Below are 17,979 nucleotides of genomic sequence, written 5' to 3'. Positions count from 1 at the left end.
GCGATGGCAGGATGCGATCAGGCGGTCGCCGCGGCGGACTGCGCCTTCATCGCCGCCTCGACGTCCATCCACATCACTTCCCAGATGTGACCATCGGGATCCTCGAAGCTGCGGCCATACATGAAGCCGTAATCCTGCTTCGGAGATGGATCAGCGTTGCCACCCGCACCCTTCGCCTTGGTGACATAACCGTCGACCGCGTCGCGGCTGTCGGCGGACAGGCAGATCAGCACTTCGCTTGTGGTTTTGGTGTCGGCAATTTTCTTTGGAGTGAACTCGCGGAACTTGTCGTGCGTCAGCAGCATGACGTGAATGGTCTCGGAGATAACCATGCAGGACGCGGTATGATCGGAAAACTGTGCGTTCTTGGTCGCGCCGATCGCCTCGTAGAAGGCGGTCGCGTGGACGAGATTGCTGACCGGCAGGTTGACGAAGATCATTGTCGGCTGGGCCATGAGGTGCTCCTGTTGGCGGGGTTGTGCCCCGAGGACGAACCGCATGACCGGCTCCCGACATCGCCGTGCCGATTTTTTCTTGCGGCGTCCTGCCGCAGGGTGACGTCAGGTCACAATCGGTGTCGGCATGGTCAGGAATGCCCGCGTCACATGCCAGAACAGCTCCCGATTGGTGGCAAGCGCCACCGAATGGGCGGTGCCGGGCAGGATGATGAACTGCCGGTCGCCGTTCGGCAGCTTGTTGAAGAACTCCTCGAGGTCCGGAACAGCGGCGATGCCGTCATATTCGCCGCGGACCAGCAGCACCGGCGCCAGCACCCTCTCCGGATGCACGACCGGCAAATTGGCGGTCATGTCGAGATAGGTGCCGGTCGGGATCTGGTCGCCGAACTGCATCTCGACATCGGCCAGCACCTCGACCACGGCCGGGTCCGACGTGCCGGGCTTGTCGCGAGTTGCGATCGAGCGGATCATGTCGCGGTCGCGCTTGCGCATGTTGTGGCTGCGGTAATAGGCGAGTTGCTCGGCGCGCTTTGCCAGCGTCGGCGAGCCCTCGCCCCTGTAGGTGAAGGCCGCGAACACCAGCCGGTCGATGCGTTCGGGCGCCGCCATTGCGAAAGCGCCGGCCCGCAACGCGCCGGAGGATTCGCCGACGAAGTGATATCGCCGCTGCCCGGTCTCACGCGCGATCACCTCGACCGCGGCCTTCAGATCCTCGACGCCGCTCGCAATATCCGCATTGCCCGACGTGCGGCCGGACTTGCCGTAGTTCTCGTGGTCCATGGTCCAGCAATCGAAGCCGTAGCGGGCAAATGTGTTCAGCAGCGAATACTCGCCCTTGCCCGGCACCGTGAGGTCGAACACCCTTGATGTCACCGACGAGCCGTGGACGAAGAACACCACTGGCCGCCCCGGCTCGCCCGGCTTCGGCGCACCGATCCGCTTGCGGAACATCCACAAGGGGATGTCGCCCTTCTTCGCCCAGTATTCGTTGCTCCATATTTCTCCTTCGGCAGGAACCGCGGTCGCGGCTTGCGCCGACGCTGCGCCGAACACGCCGGCGGCCGTTGCAATGCCGATGCCTTTGATCATGCTGCGCCGCGAATGGTCAGATGACATCATGGTTCGCTCCCTTCCGGATTTCTTCGTCCGATCCGGTGCGATCGAGCATAGCAGCGGGCAAAGCAGCCCGCGCGACGCCGGCTTCTCACGGCGGCAAATAGGATGCACGATTTTGTGAACGCGGCTTCCGGCCAACGGCGCGGACGACGGACGGACTTGGTCCTAGTCTCCGCGGCGATCCGACCGGAAAAATCCGGCGAGAAGCGGGAGCGAAGAATGAGCAGCAATCTCACCGACGAAGAACTTGCCGCCTTGATGCCCTCCGAACTGTGCCAGCACCAGACGCCGATCCCGACCCAGATCGTCTCCAGCGACGAATTCTATCCCGACCCGCAGAACGAACGTCAGCGCGAGGTCGAGGCGCGGCTGCTCGCGATGGCCGACGATCTCGGCGGCAAGCAGGGCCTCGACCGCCGCAGATTCTTCCAGACCGCGGCCGGCATGGCCGCCTCCTTCGTCGCGATGAACCAGGTTTACGGGGAGCTATTCGCCGTGACGCCGGCGGAGGCCGCGACACCCGCGATGGCGCAGGAGCGCGCCAGCGCCCTGAAAGACCAGTTCATCATGGACATGCACACGCATTTCCTGCGCGACGACACCCGCATCATGGGCTTTTTGGAAATGCGCAAGGCGGTCGGCAAGGCCGGTTGGAACAAGGAGCTCAATGAGCACGAGCAGACCATCGAGGATCTCAAGTTCAACAACTACAAGAAGGAGATGTTTCTCGATTCCGACACCAAGATCGCGCTGATCTCCTCGGCGCCGTCGGATATCGAGCAGGACTGGTTCCTGACCAACGAGCAGATGGCCGACGCGCGCAAGAAAATGAACGACGAGGCCGGCTCGCGGCGCGTGTTCTGCCACGCCATCTTCACGCCCGGGCAGCCCGGCTGGCTCGACAAGCTCGACGCCGCATTGGCACTTAAGCCGGAATCCTGCAAGGGCTACACGATCGGCGACAACACCCACAAGGAGATCAGCCGCTACCCTTGGCGGCTGGACGACGAGAAGGTCGCCTACAAGGGTTATGAGAAGATGGTGAAGGCGGGCATCAAGAATGTCTGCGTCCACAAGGGACTGTTTCCGCCCGGGATCGAGAAGCAGTATCCGAATCTGCGCGGCTTCGCCGACGTTGCCGATGTCGGAAAGGCCGCCAAGGACTGGCCGCAGCTCAACTTCATCATCTACCACTCGGCCTATCGCCATGTCGGCGGCGACCCGAAGGTCGCGCTCGCCGAGTTCGAGCGCACCGGCCGCATCGCCTGGACCTCGGATCTAGCGGACGTCCCGGCGCAGTATGGCGTCAACAATGTCTATGGCGACGTCGGGCAATTGTTCGCGACCACGCTGGTCGCCGAGCCCAATGTCTGCGCCGCGCTGATGGGTACCCTGATCAAGGGGCTCGGCGTCGACCACGTCTGCTGGGGCACCGATGCACTATGGACCGGCGCGCCGCAATGGCAGATCGAGGGCCTGCGGCGGCTGGAAATCCCGGAGATGATGCAGAAGAAGTTCGGTTACGCGCCGCTCGGCCCCGCCGACGGGCCGGTGAAGACGGCGATCTTCGGCGACAACAACGCCCGGCTCTACAACATCCAGCCGAAGCGCGCGATGCTCGACCTCAAGGGCGATCGCTTTGCGATGATGAAGGCGCAGTACGAGAAGGCCGGCGTCGAGCCGTCGAACACGCGTTACGGCTATGTGGTGCCGAACGGTGTGATCGATCACCGGGTGTTTGCCTGAGCCCGTCGTTCCGGGACGACGCGCGAGCGTCGAACCCGGAACCTCGAGATTCCCCGATGCGCAATTGCGCGTCTGAGGTTCGACGCTGCCGCGTCGCCCCGGAATGACGGCGTCACTTCCCTGTAAACCTCGGCTTGCGCTTTTCGCTGAACGCCCTGGCGCCTTCCTTGAGGTCCTCGCTGTCCTTGATGCCGTCGAGCTGCCGGCGCACCTCGGCGACCGTCTCCAGCGGCCCCTTCGGCATCGCGCCACGCGCGAGCTTCTTGAGCGCCTGCACGACCAGCGGCGCGTTGCCGGCGATCTTGGCCGCCAGCTCCTGCGCGGCCGCAAGGTGCTGCCCCGGCGGCGTGATGCGGTTGACAAAGCCGATCTGGTAGGCCCGTTCGGCCGAGAGCTCCTCGCCGACGAGCAGGAACTCCATCGCGATCTTGTGCGGCATGCGCGCCAGCACCGAGGAGACGCCGCCGCCGGTGGTGCCGATCTTGGCTTCCGGATAGACGAACCGCGTCGTTTCCGAGGCGACGCAGATGTCGGCCATCTGCACCAGAACGAAGCCGCCGCCCACCACCCAGCCCGACGTCGCCGCGATCACCGGCTTGTCGAGCTCGACACCGAGCCCGGGCACCGCCTGCCACATATTGGCAGGGAAATCCCTGACGTCGGCGCCGACACAGAAATACTTCTCCTCGGCCGAGGCCAGCACCGCGACGCGGTCATCGCTGTCGCGAAAGCGCCGCCAGGCTTGCTGCAATTCGTCGCACAGCGCGTTGTTGAGCGCGTTGTGCGACGCGACGCGGTCCATCGTGATGGTCGCGATGTGGTCGGCGCTCTCGTAACGCACGAGCGTCATGCTGGCCTCCTCCCCTGGACTGTCATTCCGGGGCACGCGAAGCGTGAACCCGGAATCTCGACGCAAATGTCGCGGCTATTTCTTCTCGTCGGGATGGCGGTGCACCGGATCGACCCACAGCACGGTCTCCGGCTTCTCGATCGGCTCGATGTCGAGGTTGATCGCAACCGCCTCGCCGTCGGAGCGCACCAGCACGCATTCCAGCACCTCGTCGCGGCTGGCATTGATCTCCTGATGCGGCACGTAGGGCGGCACGAAGATGAAATCGCCGGGGCCGGCTTCGGCGGTGAACTGCAGCTTCTCGCCCCAGCGCATCCGCGCCTTGCCCTTCACGACATAGATGATGCTTTCGAGATGGCCGTGATGATGCGCGCCGGTCTTGGCGTCCGGCTTGATGCTGACGGTGCCTGCCCACAATTTCTGCGCGCCGACCCGGGCGAAATTGATCGCGGCCTTGCGGTCCATGCCGGCGGTCGACGGCACGTTCGGATCGAGCTGGTTGCCGGGAATCACGCGGACGCCGTCGTGCTTCCAGCGCTCATCGTCGTGATGGTGATGATCTTGGGAATGGGTGTGATCGTGGGAACCGCTCATCATTCTTGCTTTCGTTGGCCTGATTTCCTGCGTGGAACGCTAGCGAAAAGCAGCCGCGCAGGCGAGCGGAAAATCGGAACATCGCCAAATCGGAACATCGCCATGTTCCGGCGCGTTACCTCAGCGTATTCCGAAGGAGTAATTTCATGGGTAGCACGACCGATAGGATGAAAGGCACGGCCAACGAGGCGATCGGCAGGTTCAAGCGGCGTCTTGGCAAGGTCACCGGCTCGCCGGCGATGCAGGGCCGAGGCGCGATCCTGGAAGCCAAGGGCAAGGGACAGAAGGCACTCGGAGGCATCAAGAGGATCGTCGGCAGGGTGACCGCAGCGGCTCACTGGCCTCGCTGAACGAGAGATGACACGGCCGCCCCATCGAGCCGACCGATCGAGCATGAACGACGCTGCTCAGCCGCGCGGGCGCAGATGTGCCAGCACATCCGGATGTGCCAGCACATCCGGATTGACGACATTGGTCGGCGCGCCGGCCGCGTAAGCCAATATCTGGTCGAAGATGTCGGTGAACTGGATTTCGTACTCGTCGCGCGAGACGTAGCCGAGATGCGGCGTGCAGACCACATTGTCCATGTTGAGCAGCGGGTCCGCGGTGTCGCGCAACGGCTCCTTCTCATAGACGTCGATCGCGGCCATGCCTGGCCGGCCGGCGCGCAGCGCATTGACCAGCGCGCCGGGCTCGATCAACGGCGCGCGGCTGGTGTTGACGATCAGCGCGGTCTGTTTCATTTGCGCGAGGTCTGCCGCCTTGACGATGCCGCGCGTCGCGTCCACCAGCCGCATATGCAGCGACAGCACGTCGCAACGGGCAAAGAAATCCGCCTTGCTGGCTGATGTCTCATAGCCGTCGGCGCGCGCCTTCGCCATCGCGCCCTCGCGCGCCCAGACCAGCACGTTCATGCCGAACGCCTTGCCGTAGCCCGCGACCACGGCGCCGATGCGACCGTAGCCATAAATGCCGAGCGTCTTGCCGCGCAGCGTATGACCGACGCCGATCTGCCACTTGCCCGCCTTCAGCGCCTCCATCTGTTGCGGGATCGCGCGCATCGCCGCGAGGATCAGGCCCCAGGTGAACTCGGCGGTGGCGTAGGACGGCGTATCGGCATGCTGGCTCGACGACACGATGATGCCGAGCCGCGTGCAGGTGTCGATGTCGATATGCGGATAGACGCTGCGCTGGCTGATCAGCTTCAGCTGCGGCAGACGTTCGAGCAGCGGCGTGCGGATCTGGGTTCGCTCGCGGATCAGGACCAGCGCGTCGGTATCGCGCAGCCGTTCGGCGAGCGCATCGACGTCCTGGACGTGATCGTTCCAGATCTTGACGTCATACCCGTCGAGCTTGCGGTAGCAATCGAGGGTACGCAGCGTGTCGAAATAATCGTCGAGGATCGAAATCTTCATCGCTGCGCCCCTTGTTGTTGCGGGCCAGTTACTTGACGCCCATCGGCTTATTTGACGCCGAGCAGTTCGACGTCGAACATCAGCGTGGCGTTCGGCGGGATAACGCCGCCGGCGCCGCGCGCGCCATAGCCGAGGTTCGGCGGGATGATCAGGGTGCGCTTGCCGCCGACCTTCATGGTGGCGACGCCCTCGTCCCAGCCCTTGATCACGTGACCCTGGCCGATCGGAAACTCGAACGGCTCGTTGCGATCGACCGAGGAGTCGAATTTCTTGCCCTTCTGGCCGTTCTCGTAGAGCCAGCCGGTATAGTGCATGACGCAGGTCTGGCCGGTCTTCGGCGAGGCGCCGGTGCCGACCTTGCTGTCGATGATCTGGAGGCCTGAAGCTGTGGTCATGGGCTTTCCTGCAGTTTGGGCCGTTGCCGTCCCGCTGACAACGGACGTGGAGACTGCCGCCGCAAGGCCGGCGAATGCAGTCTTGATGATCGTGCGTCGGGAAGATCGCATCTTGCACCTCTCGTGAAGGACGGCCGTCTCTAGCCCAGTGCGAGCCGAATCCCTAGCCATTTTTCAGTGACCGGCCATGCCGCCGTCGCGGTCCAGTGCAAAATCGTCGAGCAATGGCGACGACGCACCTGCGATCAGATCGCCGATCAATTGCGCCGCCAGATAGGAGAAGGTGATGCCGTTGCCGCCATAGCCATACGCGGCATAGACGCCCTTCGCGCCGGGCACCGGGCCGATCAGCGGCAGGCCGTCGCACGTGGTACCGAACGTCCCGGCCCAGCGATAATCGATCTCGGTCTCCGCAAGCGGCCACAGCGCGGCAAGGCGTTTCGCCAGCGCGCGCGATTTTTGCGGGATCAGGCGGTCGCGTGCGTCGGGCTCGATGATCTCATTGCTGTCCTCGCCGCCGACCATGATGCGGCCCTCCGGCGTCGTGCGCGCGTAGAGATAGTCTTTCGCGCACTCCCAGATCAGCACGCCATCCTTCCAGATGTTCTGCGGCTGCGGCGCGGTCGTGATCGCCCAGCTCGAGGACACCGCCTGGACCCTGGAATGAACGATGTCCGGCATCGCATAGCCGGTCGCCAGCACCACGGCTCTGGCGGCGATTTCGCGGTCATTGTCGAACCCGACCGTGACCGCCTCACCTGCCGGATCGAAGGCCGTGGCCTCGGCATCGAACGCCCGCGCACCGCGCGCGACCGCGAGCCTGAGCAGACTGTGGGCAAGCTGCAGCGGATCGGCATCGGCCGCGCCGGATGACACGATCGCGGCGGCGCGCGCCATGCCAAAGGTCTCGAGCAATTGCCTATGGTCGAGGAAATCGCCCGGCAGGCCGATGCGGCTGCGCAACCGGTGTTCGTCGAGCAATTCCGCAGCAGAGCTTCCAGTTGCCAGATACAGCGAGCGTTTCGCCCTGATCTCGCTGAGAATGTCGTGGTCGCGAACCAGCGTCGTCAGTCCGGTCACGGCCTGCAGGCTCGCCCGATAGACGCGCGCCGCGCGATCGAGGCCATAGATGTCCGTCAGCTCGACCAGCGGACGATCGATCTCCCACAACAGCATCGAGGTGCTCGCCGCGGTGCTGCCGCGGCCTGGATGCTCGCGATCGACGATGACGACGTCGAGCCCCTGACGCGTCAGCCGCTCGGCGACCAGCGCACCGGTGATGCCGGCGCCGACGATCAGCGCATCGCAGGAGAGATTTTCAGCGAGCGGCGGCGGACGCTTCGACGCCGCGCGCCAGGGTGGAGAGCCGCCACGCAGATCGGCCTGTTCGGTCTCGTCTGAATCGAGGGTGCGGATAGCGGACCTCGCGGGGATGGGCTTTCAGCACCAACCCTCGCGATAAAATCTTGTTCCCTCCGCCGAGCCTCGCCGGCCGCGACAATCAGTAGCCGAGCGCGCAGCCGTCCTTGCGCGGATCGGAGCCGCCGGTCAGCGTCCCCTTGTCCCAATCGATCCAGATGCCCTGCCCACCGCCGAGCGGCGCGACCACGCTGGTGGTCTTGTGACCGATCTTCTTCAGGCCTTCGACGATCTCCGCCGGCACGCTGTCCTCGAGCTGGTAGACGCCTTCGTAGTGCAGGCCGCGTGGCATATCGATGGCTTCCTGAATGTCGCAGCCATAGTCGAGCATGTTGGTCAGCACACGGGTCTGACCGACCGGCTGGTACTGCCCGCCCATCACGCCGTACGGCATCAGCGCACGGCCGTTCCTGGTGACCAGCGCCGGGATGATGGTGTGCAGCGGACGCTTGCCCGGTGCGATGCAATTCGGATGTCCGGGCTGGATGCGGAAGCCGCCGGCGCGGTTCTGCAGCAGGACGCCGGTCTTGTTGGAGACGATCGCCGAGCCGAACGAATGCGCGATCGAATTGATGAACGAGCAGACGTTGCGATCCTTGTCGACCACCGTGATGTAGACCGTCGACGGATTCATCGGCGGCGCGACGTTCGGCAGTTCGAGCAGCCGGTCCATCCGGATGTTCTTGATGTGCTCTTCGGCGAATTCCCTGGCGAGGATACCGGCAACGTCGACATGCACGTGTTGGGGATCGCCGATATGCTGCTCGCGCATCATGTAGGCGATGCGCGCCGCTTCGGCCTCGAGATGGAAGCGCTCGATGCTGAGCGGCTTGAACTTGGTCAGGTCGAAGCGCGACAGGATGTTGAGCATGACCAGCATGGTGATGCCGGGGCCGTTCGGCGGACACTGCCAGACGTCGTAGCCCTTGTACATCGTGCCGATCGGCGAGGTCGCCTCGGTCGAGTGCGCGGCGAAGTCCTCGAGCGTGTGCAGGCCGCCGATGCCGCGCAGCGTGTCGACCATGTCGGCGGCGATCTCGCCGCTATAGAAGGCGTCGCGGCCTTTTTGCGCGATCGCGCGCAGCGTCTTGCCGAGCTCTGGCTGGCGGATCACGTCGCCGGCAACCGCGGGCTTGCCGTGCGGCAACAGATAGCGCTCGGTGTTGGTGCCGTTCTTCAGCTTCTCGAAGCCGTTCTTCCAGTCGAAGGCGATACGGGGAGCGACCACGTAGCCCTCTTCGGCGGCCTTGATCGCGGGCTGCAGCAGCCGGTCGAAGCCGAACTTGCCGTGGTCCTTCAGGATCACGTCCCAGGCATCGACCGCGCCGGGAATGCTGACCGCATGTGCCGAGGTCAGCGGCACCGAGTGGATCTTGCGCTCGAGATACCAGTCGGCGGTCGCCGCCATCGGCGCCCGGCCGCTGCCGTTATAGGCGGTGATCTTGCCTTCCCCCCTCGGCTGGATCAGCGCGAAGCAGTCGCCGCCGATGCCGGTCGATTGCGGCTCGATGACGCCGAGCAGCGCGCAGGCTGCAACCGCCGCGTCGGCGGCCGTGCCGCCCTCGCGCATCACCTTGATGGCCGCGAGCGCCGCTTCCGGATGCGACGTCGCCACCATCGCGTTCTGGGCGTGGACCGTGGAACGGCCGGCGAAATGGAAATTCCTCATGACAGAGTGCTCGCTTGATCGTGATGGTCTGATGCGGCTGCGGCGGATGATGCCGAGTACATGGCACACTCATCCCCGGCTGAGCAATGCCTGGCATGCCAGGGGAATTATCCCGACAATGCATGGCTTTGCGGGTTTCGCCGGCCTGGCCGGCCTGATAAACCCCGGCGATGCCCTTCAAGGTCGCCGCCTTCTACCAGTTCGCCGCGCTGCCGGACTTCCGTGCGCTGCGCGAGCCGCTGCGCACGTTCTGCGCCGGGCTCGATCTCAAGGGCAGCGTGCTGCTCGCCCATGAGGGCATCAACGGCACTATTGCCGGCACCGACCAAGGCATCGATGACTTCGTTGCGGAGCTCAGGCACGGAGCGCTGTTCGGCGGCCGCCTCGACAATCTCGAGCTGAAGTTCTCCGAAGCCGCGCAGATGCCATTCCAGCGGCTCAAGGTGCGGCTGAAGAAGGAGATCGTCACGCTCGGCGACACCACGGTCGATCCGACGCGGCAGGTCGGCACCTATGTCGATGCCGCCGACTGGAACGAGCTGATCGCCGCGCCTGACATCATGGTGCTCGATACCCGCAACGCGTTCGAGGTCGCGATGGGCACGTTCGAAGGCGCGGTGGATCCCAGGATCGCGAGCTTTGGACAATTCAAGGAATTTGCGGCGCGAAACCTCGATCCGGCCAAGCACCGCAGGATTGCGATGTTCTGCACCGGCGGCATCCGCTGCGAGAAGGCCAGCGCCTATCTGCTCGCGCAAGGCTTTGCCGAGGTCTATCACCTCAAGGGCGGCATCCTGAAATATCTCGAGGACACCCCGCAGCAGGACAGCCGCTGGCGCGGCGACTGCTTTGTGTTCGACGAGCGTGTTGCGCTCGGCCACGGCCTGCGCGAGCGTGCGGGTGCGCTTTCGAGCGACGCGGAGCGCGAGAGTGCCCCCTGCGAGGCTGCCGTCCATGAATGACACGGCCAGGCTGAGCGAGCGGATCGATGCGTTGGAGGTTCGCCTGACCTATCAGGACGAGGCCATCGAGACGCTGAACCAGACCATCACGGCACAATGGAAGCAGATCGACGCGCTGACGCGCCAGATCGCCGAGTTGCGCGACCGGCTTCAGGAGGCCGAACGCCAGGCGCCCGGCCCCGGCAACGAGCGCCCGCCGCACTATTGATCGGTGCCGCCGGACCGCGGCAGCACCGGCTACATGTTGCTCACCTGACGCATCGGCTTCGCGCCGCTGAAGAACAGGCTGGACAACCGCTGCACCATCGCCGTGGCGCGGCTGCCTTCGAGACCAGGGCGAACGCATAGCAGGCGCTTCTGCACCGGAAGTTCCGGAAGATAATAATCCTTCGCCGAGATCAGCGAGGACGGAATCATCCGCTCGGGGCACGCCGTCAGGCCGTATCCGGCCCGTGCGGCTTCCAGTCGTAGCTGATGGTTCGGGCTCCTGAACACGATCTTGTACGAGATGTTGTGCTTGGTGAGCGTCCGGATCATCCAGTCGTCACCGGGCCAGGCCAGGATCGGGATCGGGGCGCCCGGCCGCAGCACAAAATCGCGCGACCGCACCCACACCGACCGCTCGTCGGCTTCGGCGGCGATCGTCACCTCGTCTTCGTTCTCCTGCGAAGGGTTGCTGTAGACGAACGCGATGTCGATGTAGCCGTCGATCAATCCCCTGATGACGGCCGGAGACATGTCGGCGTGCAGCAGAACGTCGGCGAGTGCATCGGAGGGATGCAGTTTCAGGAATTCCTCGGCGAGCATCGTGCTGATTCCCAGCCGCAACGGCTGGGGTCCTTCGTGATTGCCGCCGAGCCGAAGCAGTTGATCGTTGGCTTCGAGGATGCGCCTCGCCTGCTGCACGGCGACCTTGCCGAGCTCCGTGGTCGTGGTGCCGTTTGCGGTTCTGACGAAGAGTGCGCCACCAATCAGGCTTTGCAGGCGCTTGACCTGCGAACTGATCGCCGGCTGGCTGAGGCCGAGACGCTCCCCGGCTTTCGACAGGCTGCCTGTCTCCGCAATCGCAACGACGGTGCGAACGATTTCAGTAGGAATATTCAAATGCTGACGCGGTCTATGCATCGCGAGCCCTCCAGTCTCAGCACGGGACGCAATTCCAATCTCCAGAGTATGTGATCAGGCTATACTAACATTTGGTTGCACTTTCGTTTAGCTACAATTACCGCCAAGGCACTGATATTGCAGGCCATATGTATTGTTACGTGCATTGCTCCGCATATCACGGTATCCCACAACTACATCTCCACACACTGCAGCACCTCAACCGCGCCACACTCCGGGTTTTTGCGGATACGCATCAAATATTCTGATCGCCCCATAACGTTTCACTGACCCGATAAGTCTGAATTGCGGCCGCTGATTCGTGAAAGCGTTTTCATAGTTTTCCTTAATCAAAGCCTCGCAACGTGACGTCGTAGTTGGCGTTTCGAGGTGTGTTGCAATGACCAGATTTTTTCGCTGCCGAAGCGGTGCGTCCGCCGTCGAATTCGCGCTGATGCTGCCGCTGTTTCTTGCCTTCATTTTCGGCATCATCGTCTTCGGCTCGTATCTCGCCATGGTGCATGGCGTTCAGCAACTCGCCGCCGAAGCGGCGCGGTCATCCATCGCGGGAATGACCGACACCGAACGCAACAGCCTCGCGACGAGCTACGTCACCGCCAACGCGTCGACCTATCCGTTGCTCGTCCCCGGCAATCTCACGGTCAATGCAGCGCCGTCTCCATCGAATGCCAACGTCTACGTCGTGACGGTCAACTACAACGCAGCCGGCAACTTCATCTACAAGCTGCCCTTCGTCCCCGCCCCGGCGAGCACGATCGTCCGCTCCGCGGCGATTCAGTACGGGGGATTCTAGGATGAGAGGCGTCCTCATGCTGATGCGGCGCTTCGGCGCCGACGAACGAGGAAACTTCGCGATGATCAGCGCCGGCCTGATGACGCTCCTGATCGGGTGCGCCGGGCTCGCCATCGATCTCGGCACGATCTTCGCCGACCGGCGCAAGACGCAGAGCACCGCCGATCTTGCCGCGATCGTCGCCGCCGCCAACCTGAACAATCCGGTCAACGCCGCCACCGCGACGGTGACGCAGAACAAGTACCCGGCCAGTGCGCTGGTCAAGGTCGAGACAGGAACCTACACCGCAAACAGCGCCATCGCGCCGCAGGCCCGTTTCGTGACCCCGGCGGTCGGCACTCCCAACGCCGCGCGGGTCACGCTGAACACCCAGACCCCGCTCTACTTCGCGCGGTACCTTACCGGCGCGAGCAGCTTCACCATCAAGACAACCGCCACCGCGACATCGACCGAAATGGCCTCGTTCGCGATCGGGTCGAGGCTGCTCTCGGTCAACGGCGGCGCGCTCAATGCGCTGCTCGGCTCGATGCTCGGCACCACGCTGTCGCTCTCGGTGATGGACTACAATGCGCTGATCAGCGCGAAGATCGACGCACTGGACTTCCTGTCGGCACTGGCGACCCGGGTCAACCTGACCGGCGTCACCTATAGCGACCTGCTGAGCAGCAACATCAAGGTCGGCGACATCGTCGCGTCCGCGCTGACCACCCAGCAGATCACCAACGGCGCCAACGCGGCGACCACAGCGCTGTCGACGATCTCCCAGGCTGTCACCGGCTCCACCACCAAGATTTCGCCGGGCACGCTGGTCGACCTCGGTCCCTTCGCCAATCTCACGGTGGGGCAGAAACCCAAGGTCGGCGCCAGCGTTTCGGTATTCGACCTGATTTCCACGGTGGCCCAGATCGCCAACGGCAACCATCAGATCGCAACTTCGGTCAATCTCGGTCTGCCCGGCATCGCCAACGTATCCGTGCTCATGACCATCGGTGAACGGCCGGTCGGCTCGAGCTGGATCGCGATGGGCACCCAGGGCGTGAGCGTCCACACCGCTCAGACCAGGATCCTGGCAACGATCAATGTGCTCGGCTCCGGCTCCGTGTCTGCGATCAATCTCCCGGTCTATGTCGAGGTCGCCTCGGGTACCGCGACGCTCAACGCTGTGTCCTGCGGCCACCCGAACATCAACACCTCGCAGGTGACGATCGGCGTGACGCCGGGGATCGTGGATGCATGGATCGGCAACGTCACGGTCGCCGACATGACCAACTTCACGACCAAGCCCAATCCGCCGCCGGCGACACTGGTCAACCTCGGTCTCGCCACCGTCACCGGCCTCGCGCATGCCGGCATGGGCAACACCACGCCGACCAATGTCAACTTCAGTTACAGCGACATCCAGTCGGGCACCAAGAAGACGGTGACGACAACCAACTTCCTTTCGTCGCTGACAGGAAGTCTGCTCGGCAACATCTCGCTGACCATCAATCTCGGCCCACTCGGGCTGCCGATCCCGGGATTGGGGGCGCTCGTCATGAGCATCCTGAACGGCGTGATGAGTTCAGTCGATCAGGTGCTGGCCTCGCTGCTCGCGACGCTCGGCATCGGGCTCGGCCAGGTCGACGTTTGGGTGCTGGGCATTCGCTGCGATGGCGCCGTGCTGGTGAACTAAAGCATGATCCGGAAAAGTGCGAAGCGGTTTTCCCTCGCGACAAACGCAAAGCGTTTGCGCGGAGATCATGCTCAAACAAGAAGCGAAAGCGCGACCATCGCGCTTGAGGAGACCGATCGCGACGGGCATCACATCGGGGGTAGGAAACTGCCGTGAGCACAACGATAAGATACAAGACCGACAGCCAACGAACGATCCTGCTGAAGCGCGGGACGATCTTCTTCCGCAACACCAGTGTCGGATGCCTTGTGCTAAACCTCTCGACCGGCGGCGCGGGGCTCGCCGTGGAAAGCGACGTCGCAATCCCGCTCGCGTTCGAGCTCGAGATCGAGAGCGAACCGATCCGGCGGCACTGCATCGTGGCCTGGCGCCTGGAGCGGCGGCTCGGCGTGACCTTCGAATCTGACCGGATGCAACGCCCCGCAAGCGGCCCCGTCTAGATTATCCCGGCGATCACGGTATGCGGACGGGCCCGGTCGCTCCAAGCCATCGCTCCGCGGCGAATAGTTCGCCGCATGTTGAACTCATGCGGCATCGTGGTTAGCAGCCGCTGGGATATACCAGCTAATTGTCCCGATTGCCGTCGTGCTTCGACGGCGCCGGCTGCGTGGCGCTGACCGGATCGGAGGCCGGGAAGGTATCCTCGAGCCCCTCCTTCAGCCGGGTGCGAGCCTTGCGGTCGGCAGCCTGCGCCTCGTGCGGCTTCTCGGCATGCTTGTCGTGCGGGGCAGGATCGAATTTGTCGGCCATGTCGTCCCTCCATTCGGGGGGACAACGCGGCCACGCAAAAAGGGGTTCCAGAACCGCCTTGGCCCATTGCGCTGCAGCGTGTATCAGGGGCGCAAACTTTGACCTGATCAGGAACTATCCGCGTGCCCCAGGATCCCACCAAAAAGCCGCTCATCGACGTGCTGTCGGGCCACCGGCAGGCCGTGCCGCCGCTCTGGATGATGCGGCAGGCCGGCCGCTATCTGCCGGAATATCGCGAGCTGCGTGCCAAGGCCGGCGGCTTCCTCGATCTCTGCTTCACGCCCGAATTCGCCGCCGAGGTCACGCTGCAGCCGATCCGCCGGTTCAACTTCGACGCCGCGATCATCTTCTCCGACATCCTGGTAATCCCCTACGCGCTCGGCCGCTCGGTGCGGTTCGAGGCCGGCGAAGGACCCCGGCTCGATCCGCTGGCAACGCCCGGCGAGATCGCGACGCTGGCTGCCGATGCCAATTTCGACAAACTCGAGCCGGTGTTTGAAGCGTTGCGCCGCGTCCGTCGCAAACTCGCCCCCGAGATCGCGCTGATCGGTTTCTGCGGCGCGCCGTGGACGGTTGCGACCTACATGGTGGCCGGACAGGGCACGCCGGACCAGGCACCCGCGCGGATGCTTGCCTACCGCCATCCGGATGCGTTCGCCAGGATCATCGACGTGCTGATCGAGAACTCGATCCACTATCTGGTCGGCCAGTTGAAGGCCGGCGCCGACTGCCTGCAGATCTTCGACACCTGGGCCGGCGTGCTGCCGCCGCGCGAATTCGCCCGCTGGTCGATCGAGCCGACCCGGCGCATCGTGGCCGGAGTGCGCAAGCAGGTCCCCGATGCCAGGATCATCGGCTTCCCGCGCGGCGCGGCAGGCATGCTGCCGGCCTATGTCGAGCAAACCGGCGTCGATGCAGTCTCGATCGATTGGGCCACCGAGCCGTCAATGATCCGCGAGCGCGTGCAGAGCCGGGTCGCGGTGCAGGGCAATCTCGATCCGCTGGCCCTGATCGCCGGCGGCGCCGCGCTCGATCGCGCGGTGGACGATGTGCTGGAGAACTTCGGCAAGGGGCGGCTGATCTTCAATCTCGGCCACGGCATCCTCCCCGAAACGCCGATCGCCCATGTCGAACAGATGGTCGCGCGGGTGCGCGCATATAAGGGCTGAGGCCTCGTAGCCCGGATACAGCGCAGCGCAATCCGGGTGCCTGTTGCGGTGTAGAAGGTCCCGGATTTCGCTCCGCTGCATCCGGGCTACGTCACTGCGAGTCTACCGCGCATCCTCCAAAATCATGTCGGACGCCTTCTCCGCGATCATGATTGTCGGCGCATTGGTGTTGCCCGACATCAGGTCCGGCATGACGGACGCATCGACCACGCGCAGACCTTCGATGCCGCGCACCTTGAGCCGCTGGTCGACCACCGCGAGCGGATCGTTGCCCATCCGGCAGGTCGAGGTCGGATGATAGACCGTGCTGCCGGTGCGCCGGCAGAAATCGAGCAGGTCGTCGTCGGTGACCACCTTGGCGCCGGGATCGACCTCGCCCACTGAATAGGATTTCAGCGCCGGTGCGGCCAGGATCTTGCGCAGGATACGGATGCCGTCGATGAAGGCGCGGCGATCGGTCTCAGTCGCCAGATAGTTGATGCGGATTTCCGGCGGCACGCCCGGGTCCGCGCTCCTGATCCTCAGCGAACCGCGGCTCTCCGGACGCAGCTGGCAGACCGAGGCCGTGAAGCCCGAGAACGGATGCAGCTTCTCGCCCATCTTGTCGGTCGAGAACGGCAGGAAGTGGATCTGGATGTCGGGTGAGGCCAGCCGCGGGCTGGTCTTGAAGAACGCGCCGGAGGTGCCGGCGGCGATCGTCAACGGTCCCTTGCGCAGCGCGGCGTAGCGGAGGCCCGCCATGACGCGGCGCACGGGATGATTGATGACGTCGTTCAGCGTGACGGTTTGCGCGCAGCGCGTGACGATGCGGACCTGCATGTGATCCTGCAGATCGTTGCCGACGCCGGGCGCATCGAGCACGATGTCGATGCCGTGCTGCTTCAACAGATCGGCGGGGCCGACGCCGGAGAGCTGCAACAATTGCGGCGAGTTGTACGCACCGCTCGATACCAGCACCTCCTTGCGCGCCTTGGCCTTGCGCAATTGCCCGTTCTGCTTGTAGGCGACGCCGCTCGCGCGCTTGCCGTCGAACAGGATGCGCTGCGCCAGCGCCGAGGTCTCGATATGAAGATTGCCGCGCGTCAGCGCCGGCCGCAGATAGGACCGCGCCGTCGAGGCGCGCCGGCCGCGCCGCGTCGTGGTCTGGAAGAAGCCCGCGCCCTCCTGGGTCGCGCCGTTGAAATCCGGATTGGTGGGAATGCCGACCTCGGCTGCGGCATGCACGAAGGCCTCCGACAGCGGATCATGATGCCGCCAATCCGACACCGGCAGCGGGCCTCCGGCGCCGTGATATTTGTCGCCGCCGCGCTGCTGATCCTCCGCCTTCCTGAAATAGGGCAGAACGTCGTCATGGCCCCAGCCGGCATTGCCGCGCTGTCGCCAGCGGTCGTAGTCCTCGTGCTGACCGCGCACATAGAGCAGGCCGTTGATCGAACTGGAGCCGCCGAGCACCTTGCCGCGCGGCTGGAACACCTGCCGGCCGTTGAGGCCGGGCTCGGGCTCGGTCTGGTACATCCAGTTGACGGATTTTTCCTTGAACAGCTTGCCGTAGCCGAGCGGGACATGGATCCAGATGTTGCTGTCCTTCGGTCCGGCCTCGAGCAGCAGCACCGAGTGCTTGCCGTCAGCGCTCAGCCGGTTGGCGAGCACGCAGCCGGCCGAGCCGGCGCCGACGATGACGTAATCATACTCCGCCGCATCGTTATTGTTGTTCACTGGTTTCCCCCGGAATTTCTTTCTTCCGGTGGTACAGACAAAGCGCCCGCTTGAAAAGACTAGGGCCCCGTTCCGATGGCATCGGCACGGGGCCCTAGATTCCTGTCTTGACGCGTTTTCTTCGCGCGAA

The 17,979-nt window shown here is 64.2% G+C and carries 20 protein-coding genes; 9 read left to right on the top strand and 11 right to left on the bottom strand.

Annotation, left to right across the window (positions count from 1 at the left end; genetic code table 11):
- Positions 1-17 precede the first annotated feature (17 nt).
- Positions 18-455, bottom strand: a complete 438-nt coding sequence (locus QA639_RS10920; RefSeq protein ID WP_028333236.1) for a VOC family protein — start codon at positions 453-455, stop codon at positions 18-20.
- Between the two features lie 105 nt (positions 456-560).
- A complete protein-coding gene (locus tag QA639_RS10915; protein WP_157340551.1) occupies positions 561-1,577 on the bottom strand; it encodes an alpha/beta hydrolase in 1,017 nt (338 codons plus the stop codon).
- Positions 1,578-1,793: 216 nt separating this feature from the next.
- Here QA639_RS10915 and QA639_RS10910 point away from each other — a divergent pair, with 216 nt between their 5' ends.
- Positions 1,794-3,320: an amidohydrolase family protein gene (locus QA639_RS10910; RefSeq protein ID WP_157340553.1), complete on the top strand. Its 1,527-nt coding sequence runs from the start codon at positions 1,794-1,796 to the stop codon at positions 3,318-3,320.
- Between the two features lie 112 nt (positions 3,321-3,432).
- Here the strand turns inward: QA639_RS10910 and QA639_RS10905 are convergent, their stop codons facing one another.
- Together QA639_RS10905 and QA639_RS10900 are read right to left on the bottom strand one after the other, a co-directional pair.
- Complete coding sequence (locus tag QA639_RS10905; RefSeq protein WP_283089754.1) at positions 3,433-4,170, bottom strand: enoyl-CoA hydratase/isomerase family protein; 738 nt, start codon at positions 4,168-4,170, stop codon at positions 3,433-3,435.
- Positions 4,171-4,245: 75 nt separating this feature from the next.
- Positions 4,246-4,764 carry a cupin domain-containing protein gene (locus QA639_RS10900; RefSeq protein WP_028333240.1) on the bottom strand — a complete coding sequence of 173 codons (519 nt, stop codon included), beginning with the start codon at positions 4,762-4,764 and terminating at the stop codon, positions 4,246-4,248.
- A gap of 146 nt (positions 4,765-4,910) precedes the next feature.
- On the opposite strand from QA639_RS10900, the gene QA639_RS10895 reads away from it, so the two are divergent.
- Positions 4,911-5,114, top strand: a complete 204-nt coding sequence (locus QA639_RS10895) for a CsbD family protein (RefSeq protein ID WP_028333241.1) — start codon at positions 4,911-4,913, stop codon at positions 5,112-5,114.
- Between the two features lie 57 nt (positions 5,115-5,171).
- Here QA639_RS10895 and QA639_RS10890 read toward each other — a convergent pair whose 3' ends face one another.
- The 3 genes from QA639_RS10890 to QA639_RS10880 all read right to left on the bottom strand — a co-directional run bounded on the left by QA639_RS10890 (position 5,172) and on the right by QA639_RS10880 (position 7,843).
- On the bottom strand, positions 5,172-6,179 hold the full coding sequence (locus QA639_RS10890) for a D-2-hydroxyacid dehydrogenase family protein (RefSeq protein WP_050387409.1): 1,008 nt from the start codon (positions 6,177-6,179) through the stop codon (positions 5,172-5,174).
- Between the two features lie 47 nt (positions 6,180-6,226).
- The gene (locus tag QA639_RS10885) at positions 6,227-6,685 is read right to left on the bottom strand and encodes an FKBP-type peptidyl-prolyl cis-trans isomerase (RefSeq protein WP_028333243.1); all 459 of its coding nucleotides are present in this window, start codon (positions 6,683-6,685) and stop codon (positions 6,227-6,229) included.
- A gap of 63 nt (positions 6,686-6,748) precedes the next feature.
- Complete coding sequence (locus tag QA639_RS10880) at positions 6,749-7,843, bottom strand: NAD(P)/FAD-dependent oxidoreductase (protein WP_028333244.1); 1,095 nt, start codon at positions 7,841-7,843, stop codon at positions 6,749-6,751.
- Here QA639_RS10880 and QA639_RS10875 point away from each other — a divergent pair.
- On the top strand, positions 7,784-7,975 hold the full coding sequence (locus QA639_RS10875) for a hypothetical protein (protein ID WP_050387410.1): 192 nt from the start codon (positions 7,784-7,786) through the stop codon (positions 7,973-7,975). The genes QA639_RS10880 and QA639_RS10875 overlap by 60 nt on opposite strands.
- A gap of 100 nt (positions 7,976-8,075) precedes the next feature.
- Here QA639_RS10875 and ggt read toward each other — a convergent pair whose 3' ends face one another.
- Positions 8,076-9,662 (bottom strand): gamma-glutamyltransferase, encoded by a 1,587-nt coding sequence (gene ggt / locus QA639_RS10870; RefSeq protein ID WP_283089753.1) that lies wholly within the window; start codon positions 9,660-9,662, stop codon positions 8,076-8,078.
- A 170-nt stretch (positions 9,663-9,832) separates the two neighbouring features.
- Between ggt and trhO the strand changes: the two genes are divergently transcribed.
- Both trhO and QA639_RS10860 read left to right on the top strand, forming a co-directional pair.
- On the top strand, positions 9,833-10,624 hold the full coding sequence (gene trhO / locus QA639_RS10865) for an oxygen-dependent tRNA uridine(34) hydroxylase TrhO (RefSeq protein ID WP_051376067.1): 792 nt from the start codon (positions 9,833-9,835) through the stop codon (positions 10,622-10,624).
- Complete coding sequence (locus tag QA639_RS10860) at positions 10,617-10,832, top strand: SlyX family protein (RefSeq protein WP_050387413.1); 216 nt, start codon at positions 10,617-10,619, stop codon at positions 10,830-10,832. Before trhO ends, QA639_RS10860 begins: the two co-directional genes overlap by 8 nt.
- 29 nt (positions 10,833-10,861) lie before the next feature.
- Here the strand turns inward: QA639_RS10860 and QA639_RS10855 are convergent, their stop codons facing one another.
- Positions 10,862-11,749, bottom strand: coding sequence for a LysR family transcriptional regulator (locus tag QA639_RS10855; RefSeq protein ID WP_244482612.1), 888 nt, complete (start codon positions 11,747-11,749; stop codon positions 10,862-10,864).
- Between the two features lie 379 nt (positions 11,750-12,128).
- Between QA639_RS10855 and QA639_RS10850 the strand changes: the two genes are divergently transcribed.
- The 3 genes from QA639_RS10850 (at position 12,129) to QA639_RS10840 (ending at position 14,654) form a co-directional block, all read left to right on the top strand.
- Positions 12,129-12,542 (top strand): TadE/TadG family type IV pilus assembly protein, encoded by a 414-nt coding sequence (locus QA639_RS10850; RefSeq protein ID WP_028333249.1) that lies wholly within the window; start codon positions 12,129-12,131, stop codon positions 12,540-12,542.
- 1 nt (position 12,543) lies between these two features.
- Complete coding sequence (locus tag QA639_RS10845; protein WP_283089752.1) at positions 12,544-14,214, top strand: pilus assembly protein TadG-related protein; 1,671 nt, start codon at positions 12,544-12,546, stop codon at positions 14,212-14,214.
- Positions 14,215-14,366: 152 nt separating this feature from the next.
- Positions 14,367-14,654 carry a PilZ domain-containing protein gene (locus QA639_RS10840; RefSeq protein ID WP_245288617.1) on the top strand — a complete coding sequence of 96 codons (288 nt, stop codon included), beginning with the start codon at positions 14,367-14,369 and terminating at the stop codon, positions 14,652-14,654.
- Positions 14,655-14,778: 124 nt separating this feature from the next.
- On the opposite strand, the gene QA639_RS10835 is transcribed toward QA639_RS10840, so the two are convergent.
- Complete coding sequence (locus QA639_RS10835; protein ID WP_028333252.1) at positions 14,779-14,964, bottom strand: hypothetical protein; 186 nt, start codon at positions 14,962-14,964, stop codon at positions 14,779-14,781.
- Between the two features lie 122 nt (positions 14,965-15,086).
- Here QA639_RS10835 and hemE point away from each other — a divergent pair, with 122 nt between their 5' ends.
- Positions 15,087-16,133 (top strand): uroporphyrinogen decarboxylase, encoded by a 1,047-nt coding sequence (gene hemE / locus QA639_RS10830; RefSeq protein ID WP_283089751.1) that lies wholly within the window; start codon positions 15,087-15,089, stop codon positions 16,131-16,133.
- A gap of 102 nt (positions 16,134-16,235) precedes the next feature.
- Here hemE and QA639_RS10825 read toward each other — a convergent pair whose 3' ends face one another.
- Positions 16,236-17,849 carry a GMC family oxidoreductase gene (locus tag QA639_RS10825; RefSeq protein ID WP_283089750.1) on the bottom strand — a complete coding sequence of 538 codons (1,614 nt, stop codon included), beginning with the start codon at positions 17,847-17,849 and terminating at the stop codon, positions 16,236-16,238.
- Positions 17,850-17,979 lie beyond the last annotated feature (130 nt).

The sequence above is a fragment of the Bradyrhizobium pachyrhizi genome (assembly GCF_029714545.1).
GTDB classification, from domain to species: domain Bacteria; phylum Pseudomonadota; class Alphaproteobacteria; order Rhizobiales; family Xanthobacteraceae; genus Bradyrhizobium; species Bradyrhizobium pachyrhizi.
This window is presented reverse-complemented; position numbering and strand designations above follow the sequence as displayed.